19 protein-coding genes are annotated in these 20301 nt (G+C 61.9%); 11 read left to right on the top strand and 8 right to left on the bottom strand.

Going from position 1 to position 20301, the window contains the following annotated elements:
- Positions 1-89 precede the first annotated feature (89 nt).
- From IB266_RS28605 to IB266_RS28575, 7 genes are all read left to right on the top strand, one after another.
- Positions 90-995, top strand: a complete 906-nt coding sequence (locus IB266_RS28605) for a LysR family transcriptional regulator (protein WP_192263933.1) — start codon at positions 90-92, stop codon at positions 993-995.
- 144 nt (positions 996-1139) lie between these two features.
- Complete coding sequence (locus IB266_RS28600) at positions 1140-1943, top strand: alpha/beta fold hydrolase (protein WP_192263991.1); 804 nt, start codon at positions 1140-1142, stop codon at positions 1941-1943.
- Positions 1944-2862: 919 nt separating this feature from the next.
- Entirely contained in the window at positions 2863-4188 is a 1326-nt protein-coding gene (locus tag IB266_RS28595) for a flavin-containing monooxygenase (protein WP_192263931.1), read from the top strand.
- Entirely contained in the window at positions 4188-4598 is a 411-nt protein-coding gene (locus tag IB266_RS28590; RefSeq protein ID WP_003201555.1) for a RidA family protein, read from the top strand. Before IB266_RS28595 ends, IB266_RS28590 begins: the two co-directional genes overlap by 1 nt.
- Positions 4599-4608: 10 nt before the next feature.
- Positions 4609-5283 carry a DUF1028 domain-containing protein gene (locus IB266_RS28585; RefSeq protein WP_192263929.1) on the top strand — a complete coding sequence of 225 codons (675 nt, stop codon included), beginning with the start codon at positions 4609-4611 and terminating at the stop codon, positions 5281-5283.
- Positions 5276-6445 carry an acetylornithine deacetylase gene (gene argE / locus IB266_RS28580; protein WP_192263927.1) on the top strand — a complete coding sequence of 390 codons (1170 nt, stop codon included), beginning with the start codon at positions 5276-5278 and terminating at the stop codon, positions 6443-6445. Before IB266_RS28585 ends, argE begins: the two co-directional genes overlap by 8 nt.
- Positions 6446-6626: 181 nt before the next feature.
- The gene (locus IB266_RS28575; protein ID WP_192263925.1) at positions 6627-7667 is read left to right on the top strand and encodes an ABC transporter substrate-binding protein; all 1041 of its coding nucleotides are present in this window, start codon (positions 6627-6629) and stop codon (positions 7665-7667) included.
- A 199-nt stretch (positions 7668-7866) separates the two neighbouring features.
- Here IB266_RS28575 and IB266_RS28570 read toward each other — a convergent pair whose 3' ends face one another.
- The 7 genes from IB266_RS28570 to IB266_RS28540 form a co-directional block, all read right to left on the bottom strand.
- Positions 7867-8778, bottom strand: a complete 912-nt coding sequence (locus IB266_RS28570) for a LysR substrate-binding domain-containing protein (RefSeq protein ID WP_192263923.1) — start codon at positions 8776-8778, stop codon at positions 7867-7869.
- A 211-nt stretch (positions 8779-8989) separates the two neighbouring features.
- On the bottom strand, positions 8990-10192 hold the full coding sequence (locus IB266_RS28565) for an NAD(P)/FAD-dependent oxidoreductase (protein WP_103308693.1): 1203 nt from the start codon (positions 10190-10192) through the stop codon (positions 8990-8992).
- A 236-nt stretch (positions 10193-10428) separates the two neighbouring features.
- Positions 10429-10803, bottom strand: a complete 375-nt coding sequence (locus IB266_RS28560) for a response regulator transcription factor (protein WP_192263921.1) — start codon at positions 10801-10803, stop codon at positions 10429-10431.
- 149 nt (positions 10804-10952) lie between these two features.
- A complete protein-coding gene (locus IB266_RS28555) occupies positions 10953-11771 on the bottom strand; it encodes a helix-turn-helix transcriptional regulator (protein ID WP_192263917.1) in 819 nt (272 codons plus the stop codon).
- Between the two features lie 5 nt (positions 11772-11776).
- Positions 11777-12316 carry a kinase inhibitor gene (locus IB266_RS28550; RefSeq protein WP_192263915.1) on the bottom strand — a complete coding sequence of 180 codons (540 nt, stop codon included), beginning with the start codon at positions 12314-12316 and terminating at the stop codon, positions 11777-11779.
- A gap of 102 nt (positions 12317-12418) precedes the next feature.
- Complete coding sequence (locus IB266_RS28545) at positions 12419-13078, bottom strand: response regulator transcription factor (protein WP_192263913.1); 660 nt, start codon at positions 13076-13078, stop codon at positions 12419-12421.
- Positions 13075-14526, bottom strand: a complete 1452-nt coding sequence (locus tag IB266_RS28540; RefSeq protein WP_192263989.1) for an ATP-binding protein — start codon at positions 14524-14526, stop codon at positions 13075-13077. Before IB266_RS28540 ends, IB266_RS28545 begins: the two co-directional genes overlap by 4 nt.
- 470 nt (positions 14527-14996) lie before the next feature.
- Between IB266_RS28540 and IB266_RS28535 the strand changes: the two genes are divergently transcribed.
- Positions 14997-15938, top strand: a complete 942-nt coding sequence (locus IB266_RS28535; protein WP_318646609.1) for a LysR family transcriptional regulator — start codon at positions 14997-14999, stop codon at positions 15936-15938.
- Positions 15939-15964: 26 nt separating this feature from the next.
- Here the strand turns inward: IB266_RS28535 and IB266_RS28530 are convergent, their stop codons facing one another.
- Positions 15965-16975 (bottom strand): GlxA family transcriptional regulator, encoded by a 1011-nt coding sequence (locus IB266_RS28530; RefSeq protein ID WP_103308705.1) that lies wholly within the window; start codon positions 16973-16975, stop codon positions 15965-15967.
- 205 nt (positions 16976-17180) lie between these two features.
- Between IB266_RS28530 and IB266_RS28525 the strand changes: the two genes are divergently transcribed.
- The 3 genes from IB266_RS28525 to IB266_RS28515 all read left to right on the top strand — a co-directional run bounded on the left by IB266_RS28525 (position 17181) and on the right by IB266_RS28515 (position 20294).
- A complete protein-coding gene (locus IB266_RS28525) occupies positions 17181-18188 on the top strand; it encodes an ABC transporter substrate-binding protein (RefSeq protein ID WP_192263912.1) in 1008 nt (335 codons plus the stop codon).
- A 111-nt stretch (positions 18189-18299) separates the two neighbouring features.
- Positions 18300-19292 carry a helix-turn-helix domain-containing protein gene (locus tag IB266_RS28520; RefSeq protein ID WP_192263910.1) on the top strand — a complete coding sequence of 331 codons (993 nt, stop codon included), beginning with the start codon at positions 18300-18302 and terminating at the stop codon, positions 19290-19292.
- A 69-nt stretch (positions 19293-19361) separates the two neighbouring features.
- Positions 19362-20294, top strand: coding sequence for a transporter (locus tag IB266_RS28515; RefSeq protein WP_092198541.1), 933 nt, complete (start codon positions 19362-19364; stop codon positions 20292-20294).
- Positions 20295-20301 lie beyond the last annotated feature (7 nt).

Below are 20301 nucleotides of genomic sequence, written 5' to 3'. Positions count from 1 at the left end.
TGGCGGAGGGGCCCAGTGTCGAGGAGGAGGTTTCATAGGTATATTACTGATCACGTAACCCACAGATACGCTGAACCTATGGATCGCCCATGATCAACTTCCGTTTGATTCGTCATCTCTGGCTGTTCCTGGCGGTTGCCGAGGAACAGAATTTCGGTCGCGCGGCCAAGCGCCTGGGCATGTCCCAGCCACCGCTGAGCGAGCAAATCCAGGTGCTTGAGCAGGCGCTCAAGGTCAAGTTGTTCGAGCGTTCGCGACGTGGGGCGCAACTGACCCCCGTGGGGGCGGCGATCCTGCCGGCGGTGCGTAAATTCGCCGATCAACTGGAGCGCCTGGAACTGGCCGTGGAAGAAGCCGTGGCAGGGCAGTCGGGATTGCTGACCATCGGTGCGATCTCCACCGCCATGTTCGATGTGTTGCCAGGGTTGATCGAGCAACTGAAGGCCGAGCATCCGCACCTCACCGTGTCTGTCCGTGAGATCGACAGTGTCGAAGCCGTGCCGGCATTGGAAGCCGGAGACATCGACCTGGCCTTCGCCCGGCTGGACGGGGACCTGGGGCATTCGATCAGGTCATTGCCGTTGAGGGAAGATCGCCTGGTGGTGGCCTTGCCCAGCGATCATCCCCTGGCTTCGCGGACAAGGATCAGCCTGTCGAGCCTGTCCACCGAGCCTTTGGTGATGTTTTCCCGCAAGGTCAGCCCGGTGTACTTCGATAACCTGATCGCGACCTGCCGGGCCAGCGGCTTTTCGCCTCGGGTACTGCATGAAGTGCGCTCCGTTGCCTCGCAAATTGCCTTCGTCAGCTATGGCCAGGGCATCGCGCTGGTGCCGGCGTCGTTGAAGAAAATGGCGCCGCAGAACGTGGTGTTCCGACCACTCAGCCAGAAGCTCAACGTCGTGACCACCGCCGTGGCCTGGAATGCCGGACGGCTCAATCCGCTGGTGGAGGAGGTGGTGGCCCGTTTCCAGGGGCGAGGACGAACAGAGGGTTGATTGATAGGTTTGGCATATCAAGGCCATCCCGAATCAGGAATTTACAGAACCCTGGATTGCCCCGACATTGCGAGCCTGATTGCCGGCAATGCGTCCTGGCACACTCTGTTCACTCAAGGAATGACTCACGTGTCCCCAGTCGAAATGTTCTCTGAACTGAAACTCCCCCTGACCGTGGAGGGTGTTGCACTGAACGTCGCCACTCTGCGGCGTGAGGGCGAGCGTGCCCCTATCCTGTTCCTGCATGGATTTGGCTCGACCAAGGAAGACTATGCCGACCTCGTGCTGCACCCGGCATTCGATGGTCATCCGTTTGTCGCCTATGACGCACCGGGTTGCGGCGAAACCCGGTGCGCCGACCTTTCCCGGATCAGCATTGCGTTCCTGCTGGAAACGGCCCTGCAGGTACTGGCGCATTTCGACATCGAACGTTTTCATCTGGTGGGCCATTCCATGGGCGGGTTGACCGCACTGATGCTGGCCCATCACTTCCCTGGCCGGGTGCTCAGCTTTGTCAATATCGAAGGCAACGTGGCCCCGGAAGACTGTTTCCTCAGTCGACAGATCGTGGACTATCCGAGCGGTGATCCCGAGGCGTTTTTCACTGCCTTCATCGAGCGTGCCCGCCACGCGCCGGCCTACGCCAGTGGTCTTTATTCGGCGAGTCTCAGGCATAAGGTCCGCGCAGGCGCCGTGCCGGGGATTTTCCACTCCATGGTGGAGCTCTCCGACAATGCCGACCTGATGGGCAAGTTTCTCGGCCTGCCGTGCCCGAGGATGTTCATGTTCGGCGAGCAGAATGCCTCGCTGTCCTACCTGTCGCACCTCCAGGCCGAAGGCGTCCGGTTGGCGCCAATCGCCGATTGCGGGCATTTCCCGATGTACTCCAACCCCGTGGCGATGTGGCAACAGATCGCCGATTTCCAGGCCAGTGTCGTGGCGGGATAAGCCCGTTGTGCCGCACCTCGCCACAAAGGCATTCCTTCTCCAGGATGTGGATGTTGGGGGGGGGGCGCTTACCGCGTACATCGACCTTCTTGCCACACCGCTAAACCGCTCTTGTGGCGAGGGAGCTTGCTCCCGCTGGCTGCGCAGCAGCCTAAAAGCTGAGCGCAATCCGCCTGACAGATCTCGGTGACGGGTCTGGGGCCGCTGCGCAGCCCAGCGGGAGCAAGCGCCCTCGCCACAAAGACATTCCCTATCCAGGATGTGGACGTCAGGGGGGCGCCTACCGCATGCATCGACCTTCTTGCCACACCGCTAAACCGCTCTTGTGGCGAGGGAGCTTGCTCCCGCTGGCTGCGCAGCAGCCTAAAAGCTGAACGCAATCCGCCTGAAAGATCTCGATAACGGGTCTGGGGCCGCTGCGCAGCCCAGCGGGAGCAAGCTCCCTCGCCACAAAGGCATTCCTTCTCCAGGATGTGGATGTCGGGGGGGCGCTTACCGCGTGCATCGACCTTCTTGCCACACCGCTAAACCGCTCTTGTGGCGAGGGAGCTTGCTCCCGCTGGCTGCGCAGCAGCCTAAAAAAGCTGAGCGCAATCTGCCTGAAAGATCTCGATAACGGGTCTGGGGCCGCTGCGCAGCCCAGCGGGAGCAAGCTCCCTCGCCACAAAGGCACTCCCTCTCGCCACAGGTTCCGTATGTCTCAGGTCCAAACAAGACTTGCCTTGTTCCCTTGGGCATCACGCTCGGGCAGTAGCCCATTTTTTTCCTTCCCAGCAACGACAAAAACCCTCGTTTCGCAAATCCCCGCCTGCCAACACAATCGCCTCGACACCTCATCTCGATAACCGCAACCGCAGAACAACAAGAAAACCGGCGCCATGCCGGCCTGAATCGAACCTAATGCCGGAAGTGCACAGACATGCCCGTTGAAACCCTACGCATCGATACGCTTGTTATAGGCGCCGGCCAGGCCGGCGTGGCCATGAGTGAGCACTTGAGCCGACAAGGCGTGCCTCATCTTGTCGTGGAGCGCAGCCGCATTGCCGAGGCCTGGCGCACGGCGCGTTGGGATTCGCTGGTGGCCAACGGGCCGGCCTGGCACGACCGCTTTCCGGGGTTGGAATTCGAAGGGCTCGACCCGGATGCCTTTGCGACGAAGGACCAGGTGGCCGATTACTTCGAAGCCTATGCCCGCCAGTTCAACGCACCGATCCGTACTGGCGTGGAGGTCCGGGGCGTCGAGCGCAATATCGGCCGTCCGGGCTTCACCGTTGAAACCTCCGACGGCCTGATCGAAGCGATCCACGTGGTCGTCGCCACCGGGCCCTTCCAGCGCCCGGTGATTCCACCGATTGCGTCGGACATGGCGACGGTCACCCAGCTTCACTCGGCTCAGTATCGCAACCCCGGGCAATTGCCCGAGGGGGCTGTGTTGGTGGTGGGCGCCGGGTCGTCGGGGGTGCAGATCGCCGATGAACTGCAGCGCGCCGGCAAGCAGGTCTATCTCTCGGTGGGGGCCCACGATCGTCCGCCCCGGGCCTATCGCAACCGCGATTTCTGCTGGTGGCTGGGCGTGCTGGGCGAGTGGGACGCGGAGGCGGTCCAGCCGGGCAAGGAGCACGTCACCATCGCGGTGAGCGGTGCCCGTGGTGGCCATACCGTGGATTTTCGCCGGCTGGCCCACGAGGGCATCACCCTGGTGGGGCTGACGAAATCGTTCAATGGCAGCGTGGTGACCTTTGAACCGAATCTGGCCGAAAACATCGCCCGCGGCGATGAAAACTACCTGGCGCTGCTGGATGCCGCCGACGCCTACATCGCCCGCAATGGCCTGGACCTGCCGCTCGAACCGGAAGCTCGCCGCCGGCTGCCTGATCCGCAATGCCTGACCCAGCCGATCCTGGAACTGGACCTGGTCGCCGCCGGCGTGACCAGTGTCATCTGGGCCACCGGCTACTCGGTGGACTACAGCTGGCTGAAGGTCGACACCCTCGGCGCCAATGGCAAGCCTCGACATCAGCGTGGCGTTTCCAGTGAACCGGGCCTGTATTTCGTCGGCTTGCCCTGGCTGTCGCGACGAGGCTCGGCGTTCATCTGGGGTGTCTGGCATGACGCCCGGCATATTGCCGATCACATCGTGAAGCAACGCATTTACCTCGCCTATCAAGATGCTGCCCAGCGCCAGGCCCCGGCACTCGACAGCGATTCACACCGTTCGAAAACCAGTCTCACGGGAGTTCGTTGATGCCTACTCACACGCGTATTCGCATGTTCAATACCAAGGACACCTACCCGAACCAGACGCTGGACAACGACCTGTGCCAGGCCGTACGGGCCGGCAACACCGTCTACGTGCGCGGCCAGGTCGGCACCGACTTCAACGGTCAATTGGTGGGCCTCGGCGATCCTCGCGCCCAGGCCGAGCAGGCCATGCGCAACGTCAAGCAATTGCTGGAAGAGGCCGGCAGCGACCTGAGCCACATCGTCAAGACCACGACGTACCTGATCGACCCGCGCTATCGCGAGCCGGTGTACCAGGAGGTCGGCAAGTGGCTCAAGGGCGTGTTTCCGATCTCCACCGGCTTGGTGGTCAGTGCACTGGGCCAGCCGCAGTGGCTGATGGAAATCGACGTGATCGCGGTGATCCCTGAATAAGGAACGGAACATGACCTTTTCCATCGTTGGACGCTGTGCCGAAACCGGCCAGTTGGGCATCGCCATCAGTTCCTCGAGCATTGCCGTCGGCGCCCGTTGCCCCTGGTTGCGCGCGGGCGTCGGCGCGGTGTCGAGCCAGAACATTACCCTGCCGGCCCTGGGTCCGCAGGTTCTCGATGAACTGGCGGGCGGCCTGGCGGCGCAAGCGGCGCTGGAGCGGACCCTGGCGCGCAACGGCTACAGCCAATACCGGCAAGTGGCGGTGATCGATGCCGAGGGCCGCACGGCGATTTTCAGCGGCGAGCATACCCTGGGCACCCACAACGCCGTGGCCGGTGAGCAATGCGTGGCGGCCGGCAATCTGTTGGCCAACGCTGGGGTGATCGAGGCCATGGTCACGGCCTTCGAGCAGGGCGGTGGTTGTCTTGCGTCACGCTTGATGAGCGCGTTGCGGGCCGGGCAGGCGACGGGCGGGGAGGCCGGGGCGGTGCATTCGGCGGCGCTGTCGGTGGTCGATGACCTGACCTGGCCCATCGTCGATCTGCGGGTGGATTGGGCCGAGGAAAATCCCATCGGCGAGCTGGAAAAACTCTGGCTCGCCTATCAGCCGCAATTGCAGGATTACCTGACCCGCGCGCTCAACCCGACCCTGGCGCCGAGTTATGGAGTGCCGGGTGATGAGTGAGCTGCGCAGTCGCGCGCTGCTTGCCGAGCTGGTGAGCTTTGCCACGGTCAGCCGCGATTCGAACCTGGCCTTGATCGAGTTCGTGCGCGACTACTTGCAAGGGCTGGGTGTGAACAGCGAGCTGATCTACAACGCCGAGCGAACCAAGGCCAACCTGCTGGCGAGCATTGGCCCGGCGCTGCCCGGTGGCGTGGTGTTGTCCGGGCACACCGATGTGGTGCCGGCGGACGGGCAGGCCTGGACGGTCGAGCCGTTCTGCCTGACCGAGATGGACGGTAAATGGTTCGGGCGCGGCACGGCGGACATGAAGGGATACCTGGCCTCGGTGCTCGCGGCGGTGCCGGTGTTCTTGTCCAGCCCGCTTCGGCGACCGGTGCACCTGGCGTTTTCCTATGACGAAGAGGTGGGTTGCCTGGGCGTTCACAGCTTGCTGGAGGTGTTGGTTCGGCGGATTGCGCAACCGGCCCTGTGCCTGATTGGCGAACCCACCCAACTCCGACCGGTGCTGGGGCACAAAGGCAAGCTGGCGATGCGTTGTCATGTCCGAGGGGCGGCTTGTCATTCGGCCTATGCCCCTTACGGGGTCAACGCCATCGAACAGGCGGCGCGCCTGATCGGGCGGTTGGGCGAGATCGGCGCGCAATTGGCCGAACCCTCGCGGCACGACCCGCGCTTCGACCCGGCGTTTTCCACAGTGCAGGTCGGGGTGGTCCACGGCGGCACGGCGCTGAACATCGTCCCGGCGGACTGTCGTTTCGATTTCGAGGTACGCGCCTTGCCGGATTTCGATCCCCTCGTGGTGGCTGAGCAATTGCAAGGTTATGCCGAGCAGACCCTGCTGCCGGCAATGCAGGCGGTGGCGGGGGATACAGCGATCCGCTTCGAACCGTTGTCGGCCTACCCGGGCTTGGCCACTTCGCCGGACAGCGCGGCCGCCCAACTGGTTGCACGGCTGTGCGGCAGCGACGCTTTCAGCACCGTCGCTTTTGGCACCGAAGGCGGCCTGTTCCATCAGGCCGGGGTGCCGACGGTGGTCTGTGGCCCCGGCAGCATGGACCAGGGGCACAAGCCCGACGAATACGTGAGCGTTGAACAAATGGCTGCCTGCGACCGCTTGATGGATCGGCTGGCGAGCTATCTCTGTGAACCCAATGATTGCTGACCGCAAGGTGCCTGAGGAGGACGATTTCAATGGAAGGAGATTCCTCGCGGTCAGCCAGGCGACACCCATGAACAGGCCGACAAGAGCCTTTGCTGTAGACCTTGCCGCCCGTATTTACGGTCACTTTTGAGTCCCGTCACCGGCTCGTGCGGGCGAGCCGGTATTTTCGAGGAACCGCTTCATGTCCAGATCCTTGCGTTGCAATATTGCGTGTGCCCTGGCGTTGCTGAGTACCAGTGTCCTGGCCGCGCCACAGAGCCTGACCGTGATTTCCTTCGGCGGCGCCACCAAGCAGGCCCAGGACAAGGCCTACTTCCAACCTTTCAATGCCAGCGGTGCGGGAAACATCGTGGCCGGCGAATACAACGGTGAGTTGTCGAAGATCAAGGCCATGGTCGCAGCCGGCCACACCAGCTGGGACGTGGTCGAAGTGGAGAGCCCCGAGCTGTTGCGTGGTTGTGAGGAGGGGCTGTTCGAGAAGCTTGACCTGGGGCGCCTGGGCGACCCGGCGAACTATGTGCCGGGAGCGCTCAATGAATGTGGGGTCGCCACCTACGTCTGGTCGATGGTCCTGGCTTATGACCAGAGCAAGCTCGCCAAGGCACCCAAGTCGTGGGCGGATTTCTGGAACGTGGCCGAGTACCCGGGCAAGCGCGGCCTGCGCAAGGGCGCCAAGTACACCTTGGAAATCGCCTTGCTGGCCGACGGGGTCAAGGCGCAGGACGTGTACAAGGTGCTGAACACCCCGGAAGGCGTGTCCCGGGCATTCGCCAAGCTCGACCAGATCAAGCCGAACATCCAATGGTGGGAAGCCGGCGCGCAACCGGCGCAGTGGTTGGTGGCGGGGGACGTGGCGATGAGTGCGGCCTACAACGGGCGCATCGCGTCGGCGCAAAAGGAAGGCATGACGCTGAGCATCGTCTGGCCGCAGAGCCTCTACGACCCGGAGTACTGGGCCGTGGTCAAGGGCACGCCGAACAAGGCCCTGGCCGAGCAGTTCATTGCCTTTGCCAGCCAGCCGCAGACCCAGAAGGTGTTTTCGGAAAACATCCCTTATGGGCCGGTGCACCGCAAGACACTGGCGCTGTTGCCGACGGCGGTACAGGAACAGTTACCCACCGCCGAGGCCAACCTGGCTGATGCCCAAGCCGTGGACGCGGAGTTCTGGGTCGACCATGGCGAGGAACTGGAACAACGCTTCAACGCCTGGGCCGCTCGCTAGACATATCCCTTGTGGCGAGGGAGCTTGCTCCCGCTGGGCTGCGCAGCAGCCCCGACACCAGGCGCCTCGGTGTATCAGCCTGACCGCGTTCGGCTTGCATGGGGTCGCTGCGCAACCCAGCGGGAGCAAGCTCCCTCGCCACGGGGTTGGTGTTTTACTTACAGGCCGGGGCGGGCAGTTGTGCCTGGCCTGCCGTGGCTCAAGGCAGCCATTGCCTGAACTGTTCCTTGCAATAGTCGACAAACAACTGCGCCGGTTTGGTGAGGTGCGCGCGCTTGAGCCAGCCTGCCACCAGTGCCGAACCGGTCACGTCCTCGGCGATGTCGACGCACACCAGGTGTTGCCCATCGTAGGTGCAGGTGGAGTGCGGGCGGGTCACCAGTACGGCAAAACCAAAGGACTGGCCGACCATGCCTCGCACCATCTCGATGGACGGCGAGCTGAAGACAATGTTGGGCGTCAGGCCCAGCTCCTCGAAGATGCTCACGAAATAGGTGCGACTGGGCTGCACGTCCAGCAGGATCATCGGTTCGAGGGCCAGGTCGCGCAGCGATACCTGGGCCTGGTCGGCGAAGCGATGCCCCGCCGGCAACAACGCGTAGGGGCGTTGCGGCGCCGTCAGTGCTTCGGTCTCGATGGTACTGTCGAGGTCGTGTTCATAGAAAATCGCCAGGTCGAAACGCCCCCCCGTGAGGCCTTGCACCAGCTCCTGTTGCTCGCCATCCTGCACGCGGATTTCCACCCCCGGGAAGCGCTCGCGAAAGCCCGCGATCAGCCGCGGCAGGTAGAGTGGGGCGACGGTTTCGAAACAGCCGATGTCGATCTGCCCGCTGACCACATCGTTATCGGCCAGCGCGTTCTGCTCGAACTCCCGGGCCATGCGCAACAGCTCCTGGGCCTTGCGATAGAAGCGCGCACCGCCGGGCGTCAGCGATACCCCCTGGGCGTGATGCCGAATGAGCAATTGCACACCGAAACTGTCTTCCAAGCCCTTGATGGCGGAGGCGATCGACGGCTGGGCGATGTACAGCTTGCGGGAGGCTTCGGCGACGCTGCCACATTCGACGGTGGTGACGAAGTACTTCAGCTGACGCAAGGAATAGGACGCCACGGCACACCTCGATCCGGATGATTTCTGCCTACCTTACCTTGTGCACGGAGGGCGGTGGGCGGGCATTGATACGGATTTTGCTGGGCAGTGACGATATTCAGGCTGGCTTGGTGAAGAGCGCCGGAAAAAAACGCCTGCCCAAGGATCGTTGGCAGGCGTCTGGGAAAGACCGGCGCAGAAAGGAGGGACTGGCCGGGGGCGGAAACGGCTTTCAGGCTACCGGGATCAACGGGTCGGCGGCGGCCAGGGCGGTTGCGCGATCAGCCGCGGGCGGGTAGATCCACACTGTGTTGATCTGGGTCTTGAGCTCCTTGGCTTCCTGCCCGACCAACTTGAGCTGGCGATCCCAGCCTTCGGTATACACCGCGCCCCAGGCACCCAGGTCCAGGCAGGTCACATACTTGGGTTGGCTGTAGGCCATTGGCGCCACGCCCAGCAAGTCGGCCGCGACGTTGTTGCCGGCATAGCGGCCCAGGGCGATGGCGTGCTGGCAGGACATCGCCGCATAGTTGCCCAGCGTGTCGGTGGCGGCGTAGGCCACGTCACCGCTGGCGAATATGTCGTTCTGGCCCAGGACTTTCAGGTTGGCATCGACGTGCAGGCGCCCCTGGCGATCGCGGGTAGCGGGTACCTGCTGGGTCAACGGACTGGCGCGGAACCCCACGGTCCAGATCACGGTATGGGACTCGATACGCTGGCCGCTCGACAGGGTGACGCCACCGGCATCCACCGATTCGACCGAGGCGTTGAGAATCCACTCGATACCCAGGTGTTCGGACGCTTCGACAATGGATGGGCTTATGCCGTCGCCCAACGCTGCACCAATCTGCGGCCCGCGATCCACCACGATAACCCGGATGTCCGCATCCTCGCCGAGGACGGCGCGCAGGCGTGCGGGCATTTCGGTGGCGGTTTCGATCCCGGTAAAGCCGCCACCGGCCACCACCACGGTGTTGCGGGCCGGGCTGTCCGGCAGATTTTTCAGCGACTTGATATGGGCTTCGAGACGGCTTGCCTGTTCGATTTCATCAACGTCGAAGGCATGCTCCATCATGCCCTCAAGGTCGGGGCGAACCAGTTGGCTGCCCGCCGCGAGCACCAGGCGGTCATAGCCCAGGGTGCCCTGGGTACCGAACGCATCCACGTAGCCCACCCGTTTGTTGTCGACATCGATACTGCTCGCCGAGCCTTGTACGAAGTTCACGCCCACTGCGTCGAACAGACTGCCCAGCGGCGCAGCCATGGTATGGACGTCCGGCTCGTAGAAACGAGGACGAATGCGCAGTTCAGCCTGGGGGGCCAGGACGCTGATCTGCACGTCATGACGATCGTGTTGGTCCAGCAGCCGGGCCGCGCTCAATGCGCTCCAGACCCCGCCGAAACCTGCGCCAACAACCAGAATATGTTGTTTCATGATGAGCTCCCGAAGACAAAATCGATACGTTGAATTGTTTAACTGTTTCAGCGTGACCGTGTCGCGAAGTACTCCAAAAGCGCCTGGCTGCAATGAGTTGCCATCGAGCACATTCAGTTTCGGTTCGCTGTAGGGAAGCTTATTGGCAGGACCTGTTTTTGACACTTCTACATAAGGTCATCGCGCCTATGCCTGGGTAGGGGAGATCTATACGAAGGTATGAGGGCGCGACGCAGTCAGGCAGACCGGGCCAGTACCGATTCGATGCAGGTGATCAGTTCGGCGCAGTCGAAGGGTTTCGGGAAAAACGCCACCGGCTCGGGCGTACCGGCGCTGATACGGGGGGGCACGCCAGGGTATCCGGTGATGAAGATGATCGGGGGATGAATGCCCAGGGTCGATAATCGATCGTACATCTGAATGCCCGTCATGCCAGGCATTTGAATATCCGATATCAGGCACGCCGTGTTTTCAAGTTCGCTGGAAGATAAAAAATCCAAGGCGCTGGCATATGTTTTAACCCGATATCCGTGGGAGCGTAACAAACCATCCAATGCAATTCGAACTGACTCATCGTCATCAATGATTGAAATGATTGCAGTGCTGGACATGTCGATACCTGGAGTTTGATATCAGGTAGCCATAAAGGCGCCCGTGTCACTGCAAGATACGCTGTCCAATGGCCCCGCCAAGTATACGTGTGTATGAACTTTCCAGCGTGTCGCGGGGCAACGACAGGGAGGGAACCTCACCGGAATGCTTAAATCGCTGCCCGCAATTCGCGTGGCGACAGGCCATAGTGTGAGCGAAAACGCACCGCAAAACGTGAGGCCGAGGCGTAACCGCAGGCACCGGCAATTTCACCGATGGGACGAGACGTTGTTTGCAACCATTGCAACGCTGTCGCCAGTCGAACGCCTTCCAGGATGCTCCGGAAACTGTCCCCCTCATTCGCCAGTTGGCGGCGCAACGTCGACTCACCCAGGTTAAGTTGCTGTGCAACGCTCGCAACCGTCCAGTCTCTCTCCGGGCTGCCCATCACCATCTGCTGCACACGTTCGCAAATTGGATCGTTGCGCCCCATCAGCAGGGGGCCGATCTGGCCACCAAGGCACAGACTCAGAAGAACCGCTTCCCCATAGAGCGCGCGTAATGCGTCCGGCGCGTTCGCATTGATAGCGGCCAACAACTGATTCCATGCCTGTGTTGTGTGCTTGTCCAGAGGGACGCATAGATCGGTCTTCAGTGCACCGCGACGGCTCATGATCTGTTGGCTATATCGGCTGCTGAAGTTACGCAGTGTCGAGAGGGGAAAGGTGACCGCATCGGCGATGTAGTGACCGTGAGGGCCGGGGAAGTTCGAGATACCAAGCTCGCGTCCGGCCGGCATCAGAATCAGATGTTGCGGCCCCGCGCGCATCTCCCGGTCATCCCATTGCAACAGTTTTTCCCCCTGTCGCACTCGACACAGGGTGGTCACGAACACCGGTACCCTTGATAAGGTAAGGGGCTGTCGCGCCTGTATGACACACGCATCGATAATGTTTTCCCGGTGCTGTATGCCGTCACAAGGGCGCATCGTTTTTAACGTCCGTAAGTTGAAGTAATGGTCGCTTTGGCCAGGACGTTGGCATTGAGCATGTACCCAACCAAGGCGCCACTGGCCTCACCGTCGAGTGGCAGCTTATCGACTTTCAATGCCCATACGGTGAATTGATAGCGATGGGGTTTATCCCCTACAGGTGGGCAAGCCCCGCCAAATCCTGGCTGGCCATAATCGGTTCGCCCTTGTACGGCACCGGCAGGCAGGTTCGCTCCCACTCCGCTTGGCAAGCTATGGGTAGAAGTGGGTAAGTTAACCACCGTCCAATGCCACCAACCGCTACCCGTCGGGGCATCGGGATCATAGACCGTGATCGCGTAGCTTTTAGTCCCAGCGGGAGCGTTTGTCCAGGAAAGCTCAGGGGACGTGTTACCACCTTCGCAACCGAAGCCTTGGAACACTTCGCGACTGGTCAGCGGACGGTTGTCAGCAATATCCCGGCTGGTCAGTGAGAAGTCGGCAGCGTACCCACTGATTGCTACGGCCATGGTGAGTGCAGGCAGGATTGACCTGATTTTCATCGTGATTCCATTTGGGGCTTGAAGTGAAGCTCGAGTCTAGGATGAACAAAGAGTGGTTACTGTGCCGAAACGCTCGGCCAAAGTGCCGAAATGCTCGATTGACTATCGGCCTGTGTCAGCCAGGCGCCATTCCAGCACCTGGGCCATGCGCACCAGATCGGCAAACGAGTGTGCGCACATCTTGCGCATGGCCTGGCCACGGTGAATCTTGACCGTGATTTCACTCAAGCCCAGTTCTCCGGCGATCTGTTTGTTCATCAGGCCTGACACCGCCAGCGCCATGACCTGCCGCTCCCGGGGCGTCAAGGTGGTGTAGCGGTCAAGCACTTGCTGATGGCCGCGTTCAGCGTCGCGCCGCTGGCGGTCCTGGTGATGGGCGGCGGTCACGGCGTCGATCAGGTCTTGTTCGCGGAACGGTTTGGCGAGGAAATCCACGGCACCGGCCTTCATCGCCCGCACGGTCATGGCGATGTCACCGTGACCGGTCATGAACACAATCGGCAGTTGAACGTTGGCTGCAGCCAGCTCCCGTTGGCAATCCAGGCCGCTGGTGCCTTGCAGGCGCACATCCAGGACCAGGCAACTGGGTTGCTCGGGCCTGGAATGGTTCATGAACTGCGCGACCGAACCGAACAGATGGACCTGCAAGCCGATGGAACGCAGCAGGCTGCCGAGGGATTGGCACAGCGGTGCGTCGTCATCAACGATGTAGACGATGGGGGCGTTGTCGATAATCGGGCTTGAGGGCGGTATGGAGGTCATTGCCCGCTCCCCGACAGAGCGGTGCACGTGAGCCGCGGCAGCGCGAACCTGAACGAGGTGCCTTGGCCGACCTCGCTGGTTGCCCAGATCCTGCCGTCATGGAAGTCGATAATGGACCGGCAGATGGAAAGGCCCATGCCCAGGCCGTTTTCCTTGGTGGTGAAAAACGCATTGAACAAGGACGGCAGGTCCTCGGGGGTAATGCCGGTTCCGTGGTCAGTCACCTCCAGCAGCACTTCGTCACTCTCGGTCCAGGTGCGTATGCGCAGGGTTCGTGCGTGTACCTTGACCCCGTCCATGGCGTGACAGGCATTGATGATCAGGTTGATGATCACTTGCTGCAGTTGCACCCGGTCTGCGCTGATCTGGCCCTCGGTCGCTGCCAGGTCCACCTTGGCCCGGACTTTATGATGAGCCAGTTGCTGCTGGACCAGGTTCAGGGTCTCGCGGACGATGTCGTCCAGTCGCTCGGGCTGGCGCAACGGGTCGCACTTGCGCGACAGCGCCCTGATACCGCTGATGACCTCGCTGGCGCGACAGCCGTTGGCGACGATTCGGTCGAGGCAATCCAGGGCTTCCCCGAGATCGGGTTGCGGGCGTTTGAGCCAGCGGCGACAGGCCTCGCCGCTGCTGGTGATAGCCGTCAGTGGCTGGTTGACCTCGTGGGCAATGGACGCGGCCATTTCCCCCAGGGAGGTCAAGCGAGTGACGTGGGCCAGTTGGCTCTGGGCGCGAAACAACGCTTCTTCGGCCTGCTTGCTGGCAGTCACGTCCATGAGCGCGCCGAGATACTGGAAACGGCCATGCTGGACGAGCAGGGGGCTGGCGATCATGTGGATGTGCTTGATACGCCCATCAGGCATCAGCAGCCGCAGCTTGACCTCGATCTGCGGTTCGCCAGCGGCGGCCTGCTGGAAAACCCCGCGTGCCAACTCCAGGTCTTCAGGATGGGCGCGCTCCAGCATCATCGACACCGTTGGCGTCTTGCTGGGCGGGTACTCGAAAATCCGTGCCGATTCCTCCGACCAGGACAACGCTTGTCGATCACCGCGAAAGCCCATGCTGCCGGTCTGGCTCAGACGCTGGGCGCCGGTCAGGTAAGCCTCGTTGTGCCGCAGGCTGTCGGAAGCCTGCTTGCTGCGCAGGGCCAGGAAAGCAATGGCGGACAGCGCGGTCAGGCAGCGGAAGAAGCCGGTGGTCGATTCCCAGCGGTGATAGCCGCCGTTGTAGAGGAACATCGCGGTGAGCAAGCCCATGCACATCAGCGCGACGGTGATCACCAGATTGATGGAGAACAGGTTGGCTGCCATCAACAACAAGGTGATGTACAGCAGGGTCGGCGCCAGGTCGGAATGGGTTTCGGAGTTGATGATGACAATGCCGCAGGCCACCACCAGGCCCACCGCCCAGCCGAGGGCGTTCACCAGTGGGTGGGTGCTGATTCCCATCGACGGTCGAGGCCCGCTCTGGCTTGGGCTGTATCGAAGGCTGTCATAGACGTTCTTGAGCATCGCGGAGGGTAGGGGCACGCTGGCAGACCTTTGGTTTTTTACGTGGTCTCGCTCTGGGATGTCGGGGCGACAGAGCATCGGTTCGTATCTTAGAAGCGCCGCTTTGCCTGAGGTAGGACATAAAACCCTGAAATCCCGCCAAGCCGTGCCAAGGAGAGGGGGCCGCTGCGCAGCCCGGCGGGAGCAAGCTCCCTCGCCACAAAGGCGGTGTTCGCCCGGGCCTGGATATATACCGAAGTATCGATGACGTTGCCCAAAGGGTGAGTCGAGTGTCCCCACGTACAACAGACCTGGCGCGCCTCGGGGATTACGCTTTCAACAGCTCGTCGCCGTAGGCCTTGATGGAGGGCGCAGGCGATGTTCTTGTCCACTCCCGACTCAATGGCCTGGCGCCTGAGGCGACGACTATGATGAACAGAAATGACCTGCGTCGTGCTGACATCAATCTGCTGGTGGTCTTCGAAACCATGATGCACGAGCGAAATGTGACCCGCGTCAGCGAAAAGCTGTTTCTCGGCCAGCCAACGATCAGCAGTGCCCTGGCGCGCTTGCGGTTGATGTTCGATGATCCCTTGTTCATCCGTTCGGGGCGGTTGATGGAACCGACCTCCCGGGCGCGGGAAATCTTCTCCAACCTGTCCCCGGCCCTGGACGGCATCGCCGCCGCCTTGAGTCGCTGCCAGGCGTTCGAGCCGGCCACCAGCGAGGCGACCTTCCATATCGGCCTTTGCGATGACGTCGAGTACGCCCTGCTGCCGGAGCTGTTGCGACGCCTGCGGGTCGAGGCACCGGGCACCACCTTGGTGGTGCGCCGGACCGATCAATGGCAGGTCTCCCAACTGTTGGCCAGTGGCGAGATTTCCCTGGGTATCAGCCCGACGCTGGAGCTGCCGGCCAATGCCCGGCGCAAGACCCTGCGGCCGATTCGACCGATGCTGTTGCGCGCCGATTCGCAGCCCGGCGAGCTGACCCTGGACGAATTCTGCCGTCGGCCCCATGCCGTCGTATCGTCCATGGGCAATGTCATCGACGATTCAGACCGCGCGTTATGCCTGATGGGCCGACAGCGCCGGGTGGTGTTGACCGTGCCGCAGTTCAGTGCCTTGCCCGTGCTGTTGGCCCAGAGCGACATGATTGCCATCGTGCCGGATTACGTTGCCCAGGCGATGGCCGGGGTGACCGGCATGCGGGCGCAAGCGGCCCCGATCTGCTTGCCCCAGCACGAGCTTTCCATGGTCTGGCGCGGCGCTTCGCACAATGATCCGGGGGAGCGTTGGTTGCGTTCCCGTTGCAGCGCGCTCCTGGCTGAACAGGCCGACCCGCAGGAGCAATCCAGGCGAGTGGCCTGACGGACAGTTGCGCAAGGGTTTCGCACTCAGCGAGAAAACCGGCTGCGGTACTCCCGGGGGGATATCGAGAGATGGCGCTGAAACGTGTGGCGCATTCGTTCCTCGTCACCGAAACCGCAGGATCGGGCGATCTGGTCGATGTTGCGCGGGGAGTCTTCGAGCATTCGACGCGCCGCTTCAAGGCGGAACATCTCGATGGCTTTGGCCGGGGTTCGGCCGGTCTGGCGTTTGTAGACCCGGGCAAAATTGCGCGGGCTCATCCTGGCCTGGCGGGCCAGCCGTTCGACGGTGAGGTTGTTGTCGTCCAGGTGCTCGGAAATCCACACGTGCAGTTCATCGAAGCCGGCGCTCTCTTGCATCTGCAATTGCAACAGTTGGCTGAACTGCGCCTGCCCGCCGGGGCGCTTGAGAAACACCACCAGCTCACGGGCCACCTGCAAGGCCACATCGCGACCACAGTCGGCTTCGACCAATGCCAGGGCCATGTCGATGCCGGCGCTGACACCGGCCGAGGTCCACACGTTGCCCTGCTGGATGAAGATCGCATCGAGGTCCACCTCAACCGCCGGGAAACCGCTCTTGAGCATCTCGCACATGGCCCAATGGGTGGCGGCCCTGCGTCCGTCCAGCAAGCCGGCCTGGGCCATGAGGAAGGTGCCGCTGCACACCGATGCGGTGCGCCTGGCCTGGACCGAGGCCTTGCGCAGCCAGTGCACCAGGTCGACACAGTCGATCATCGCCTGCCGAATGTCCGGTGCGCCGGGGACGATCAGCGTGTCGATGAGCGTCCCGTCGAGCTCATGCAGGGCACGGGTGTCCACGACCAGGCCTTCGGCGCTTTGCATCAACCCGCCAGCCAGGCTCGCGGTATGCATGGCGTAGCCGGGCAGGCCGCGCTCGGTCATGGCTTTGGTGGCGGCCCAGAACACGGTCTGGGCCCCGGTCAGGTCCAACAAACCCATCTGCGGGTAGGCCAGGAATACCAGGGTGCGCGGTTGGGAAACGGACTCGGCGGCGATGCCGATATCCAGGCTCATCTCGTTCATGTTCGCTTCGCGCAGGTGTTCGTCAGGGGAGGTCTGCAAGGTTATCAAGGGAACGTGCCGGTGAGGGCGATTTCATGGGCTCGGATGCCGAACATTTAGGTGCTATTGATATGCTATTAAGGTATTTAAATTAATATTCTTATAGCTTTAAAGTCGTGGCCTTCAGTCTTTCACCTACTGTGAGGTTCATCAGACCATGGCTTTCAAGCGTTCTGCGCGCACCTTGTTGATTTCCCTGGCGGCCACTGCGCTGCTCAATCCCTTGGCCCACGCCGAGGGCAAGATCAGCATCGCCCAGCAATTCGGTATCGGCTACCTGATCCTGGATGTGGTGCGTGACCAGCAGCTCATCGAGAAGCATGGCAAGGCCCAGGGCCTGGATATCAAAGTGGACTGGAACAGCATTTCCGGCGCGACGGCGATGAACGAGGCCTTGCTGACCGGCGCCCTGGATGTGGTGTCGGCGGGCGTTCCGCCGATGTTGACGATTTGGGATCGGACCCGTGGCAAGCAGAACGTCAAGGCCATCGCCTCGCTGGGGTCGATGCCCAACTACCTGCTGACCAACAACCCGAACGTGAAGAGCCTCAAGGACTTCACCGACAAGGACCGGATCGCTGTCCCGGCGGCGGGTGTCGGGTTCCAGTCGCGCACGTTGCAGATCGAAACCGCCAAGGTGTTCGGCAACGATCACTTCAAGAAATTCGACGATATCTCGGTCAGCCTTCCGCACCCGGATGCGACGGCGGCGCTGATCGCCGGCCAGTCGGAGATCAATTCGCACTTCTCCAGCCCACCGTTCCAGTACCAGGCACTGCAAAACCCCAATGTGCACAAGGTGCTCAGCTCCTATGATGTGCTGGGCGGGCCGGCGACGTTCAACGTGCTCTACACCACGGAAAAATTCCACGACGAAAACCCCAAGACCTACAAGGCCTTCTACGATGCCTTGGTGGAGGCGCAAGGCATCATCAAGGCCGACAAGCCAGCCGCTGCCCAGACCTACATCCGCGTAGAACAGTCCAAGTTGCCGCTGGCGCTGGTGGAAAAAATCGTCACCGACCCCGAAATCGACTTCACCGTCGTTCCGCAACGCACCTACATCTATGCTGAAAAACTGCATGAACTGGGCGTGTTGAAAAACAAGGCCGACAGCTGGAAGGACTATTTCTTCGAAGAAGCCCATGCCGACGCTGGCAGCTGAATCCGGGCCGGTTATCCGTTTTCGGCACAATTGCACGACCGGTCCACGGGGCGGAATGGAACTTGCCTGAGCTTTGACCCATAAGCCCTGGAATCATCAAAGGTCGGGTCAATGAACAATGACAACATGGCGCAGCCAGCGGTCTCGTCGGATGGGTTGCCGATGCTGCCGATCAATCGGTTCCGTACCACGGACATCGACGAGCACGCTCGCAACATGGGGGGCTGGCAGGTCTGCTATGACCAGTTGACCCCCGGTCGCTTCGACGGCGAGTTGATCGAGTTCCGCTCGGATTGGATGCAGTTGGTGCGCGACCGCTCTAATCAGGCCCTGACCAAGCGAGGCATGGCCTGGGAGGGGGCCATCACCTTCAGCGTGCCGCTGAGTGCGGATGGGCCGGTCTTTTGCTCCGGGCACCCGATTGTCGAACCCAGCCTATTGGTCGCCCATGGGCATAACCTGCCTGAGTTGCGCACGCCCCAGCATCTGGATCTGCTCGGTGTCGCCATCGACGAGCAGGCGTTGGAGCATGTGCTGGAGCGACAAGGCAGTCGCTTTCGAATTACCGATCTTCCCAAGTGTTACCGTCTTGGCAACTCGACGCTGCCCGCCGAGCTTGCGGCGTTGTTCGATGAGCTTGAAGGGGGCGAGCAGGGGCGTGATTCGTTGCTGGGGTACGAGTCGATTCGCCGGGGCCTGCGGGACACGGTGATGTTGCACATACTGGAACTGGTGGCGCCGGACGAAGCACCGCCGCTCAGTCCCACGGCGCGCAAACGCATGGTCGACCGCGCCCGGGAGTACGCCCTGTCCCATGTCGATGAGCCGCTGTCGATCCTCGACCTGTGCAATCACATCGGTGCCAGCCGACGCAAATTGCAGTATTGCTTCCAAGAGACCCTGGGCATCAATCCGGTGGCTTATCTGCGGGCGTTGCGCCTCAATGCGGTGCGCCGTGAGCTGCGCAATGGCGATCAGGTGCTGGGTGTGCAGGAGGTGGCGGCACGCTGGGGGTTCTGGCATTTGAGCCGGTTTTCCAGTGATTACCGGACCCTGTTTGGCGAAACCCCGTCACACACCTTGCGTCGCACGCATCTGTGCTGAAAACGGATAACGGCTGACCGGCCGGCTCCCTAGGATGACCCCAACACCACATGGTCGGAGGGGCATTCGATGTACCAAAACAAAAAAACAAACGTCTGGCACTGTACGTGGTTAACCCTGGGGCTGATCGGTGCCTGCACCGCTGCCCATGGCACCGAAAACGGCGCGCCGACCACGGCGGTCGGGGTCTATGATTTCGGCGCGGGCATGATGCCGCCGGCCACGCCCTTTGGCACCGTCGGCCTGCGCACTGCGTTCTATTCGGCCAATGTGCAGAAGGATCGCCACGGCAAGTCCGTGGACAACAATTTCTCTTTGGATGTCTTGTCCATCGGCGTCGCCTACATGCGCATGACCGATTACACCGTGCTGGGTGCCAAGTATGGCTTCGGCGCCGTCGTGCCGTTCTTCCAGATGGACGCGTCGCTGCAGGTGCAGACGCCTGTCGGCCCGCTGAACCTGGAGGCCGATCCGTTTCGCATGGCTGACATGCAGGTATTGCCGGTGATCCTGCAGTGGACGCTTTCGCCGAACCTGTTCGTCAATGCCCAGTTCCAGATCCAGGCCCCCACCGGCGACTACGACCAGGATCGCTTGATCTCACCGGGTCTCAACCACTGGACCTTCTCGCCGATCCTCAACGCCACGTACATCTCCGACAGCGGCTTCGAGGTGTCTTCGAGCTTTGAAGCCGACATCAACACCCGCAACCACGCCACCGACTACAAGAACGGCGTCGAGTACCGTCACGAATTTGCCGTGGGCCAGCACGTCGGGCCATGGACCTTGGGCGTGGGCGGGTACTACTACCGTCAGTTCACCGATGACGACGCGCCGGGGCTGGAAACCGGCAATCGCGCCCGGGTGCTGGCCGTCGGGCCGGCGGTGAGCTACTTCAAGCCCGGCATTCCACCGGTGTGGCTGCATGTCTACAAGGAGCTCGATGCGCGCAACCGCGCCGAGGGCTATACCGCGGCGCTGCGTATTTCCCACAGTTTCTAGAAGGGGC

Source organism: Pseudomonas sp. Pdm06, assembly GCF_014851795.1.
Lineage (GTDB): Bacteria > Pseudomonadota > Gammaproteobacteria > Pseudomonadales > Pseudomonadaceae > Aquipseudomonas > Aquipseudomonas fluorescens_AA.
This window is presented reverse-complemented; position numbering and strand designations above follow the sequence as displayed.

What these genes read in the sequence shown, in the direction of transcription:
- IB266_RS28550 (WP_192263915.1), bottom strand. Translation starts at nt 12,316, where the DNA reads ATGAAAATCAGGTCAATCCTGCCTGCACTCACCATGGCCGTAGCAATC.
- IB266_RS28565 (WP_103308693.1), bottom strand. Translation starts at nt 10,192, where the DNA reads ATGAAACAACATATTCTGGTTGTTGGCGCAGGTTTCGGCGGGGTCTGG.
- IB266_RS28585 (WP_192263929.1), top strand. Translation starts at nt 4,609, where the DNA reads ATGACCTTTTCCATCGTTGGACGCTGTGCCGAAACCGGCCAGTTGGGC.
- IB266_RS28575 (WP_192263925.1), top strand. Translation starts at nt 6,627, where the DNA reads ATGTCCAGATCCTTGCGTTGCAATATTGCGTGTGCCCTGGCGTTGCTG.
- IB266_RS28560 (WP_192263921.1), bottom strand. Translation starts at nt 10,803, where the DNA reads ATGTCCAGCACTGCAATCATTTCAATCATTGATGACGATGAGTCAGTT.
- IB266_RS28535 (WP_318646609.1), top strand. Translation starts at nt 14,997, where the DNA reads ATGATGAACAGAAATGACCTGCGTCGTGCTGACATCAATCTGCTGGTG.
- IB266_RS28515 (WP_092198541.1), top strand. Translation starts at nt 19,362, where the DNA reads ATGTACCAAAACAAAAAAACAAACGTCTGGCACTGTACGTGGTTAACC.
- IB266_RS28540 (WP_192263989.1), bottom strand. Translation starts at nt 14,526, where the DNA reads ATGGGAATCAGCACCCACCCACTGGTGAACGCCCTCGGCTGGGCGGTG.
- IB266_RS28525 (WP_192263912.1), top strand. Translation starts at nt 17,181, where the DNA reads ATGGCTTTCAAGCGTTCTGCGCGCACCTTGTTGATTTCCCTGGCGGCC.
- argE (WP_192263927.1), top strand. Translation starts at nt 5,276, where the DNA reads ATGAGTGAGCTGCGCAGTCGCGCGCTGCTTGCCGAGCTGGTGAGCTTT.
- IB266_RS28530 (WP_103308705.1), bottom strand. Translation starts at nt 16,975, where the DNA reads ATGAGCCTGGATATCGGCATCGCCGCCGAGTCCGTTTCCCAACCGCGC.
- IB266_RS28555 (WP_192263917.1), bottom strand. Translation starts at nt 11,771, where the DNA reads ATGCGCCCTTGTGACGGCATACAGCACCGGGAAAACATTATCGATGCG.
- IB266_RS28595 (WP_192263931.1), top strand. Translation starts at nt 2,863, where the DNA reads ATGCCCGTTGAAACCCTACGCATCGATACGCTTGTTATAGGCGCCGGC.
- IB266_RS28590 (WP_003201555.1), top strand. Translation starts at nt 4,188, where the DNA reads ATGCCTACTCACACGCGTATTCGCATGTTCAATACCAAGGACACCTAC.
- IB266_RS28520 (WP_192263910.1), top strand. Translation starts at nt 18,300, where the DNA reads ATGAACAATGACAACATGGCGCAGCCAGCGGTCTCGTCGGATGGGTTG.
- IB266_RS28600 (WP_192263991.1), top strand. Translation starts at nt 1,140, where the DNA reads ATGTTCTCTGAACTGAAACTCCCCCTGACCGTGGAGGGTGTTGCACTG.
- IB266_RS28605 (WP_192263933.1), top strand. Translation starts at nt 90, where the DNA reads ATGATCAACTTCCGTTTGATTCGTCATCTCTGGCTGTTCCTGGCGGTT.
- IB266_RS28545 (WP_192263913.1), bottom strand. Translation starts at nt 13,078, where the DNA reads ATGACCTCCATACCGCCCTCAAGCCCGATTATCGACAACGCCCCCATC.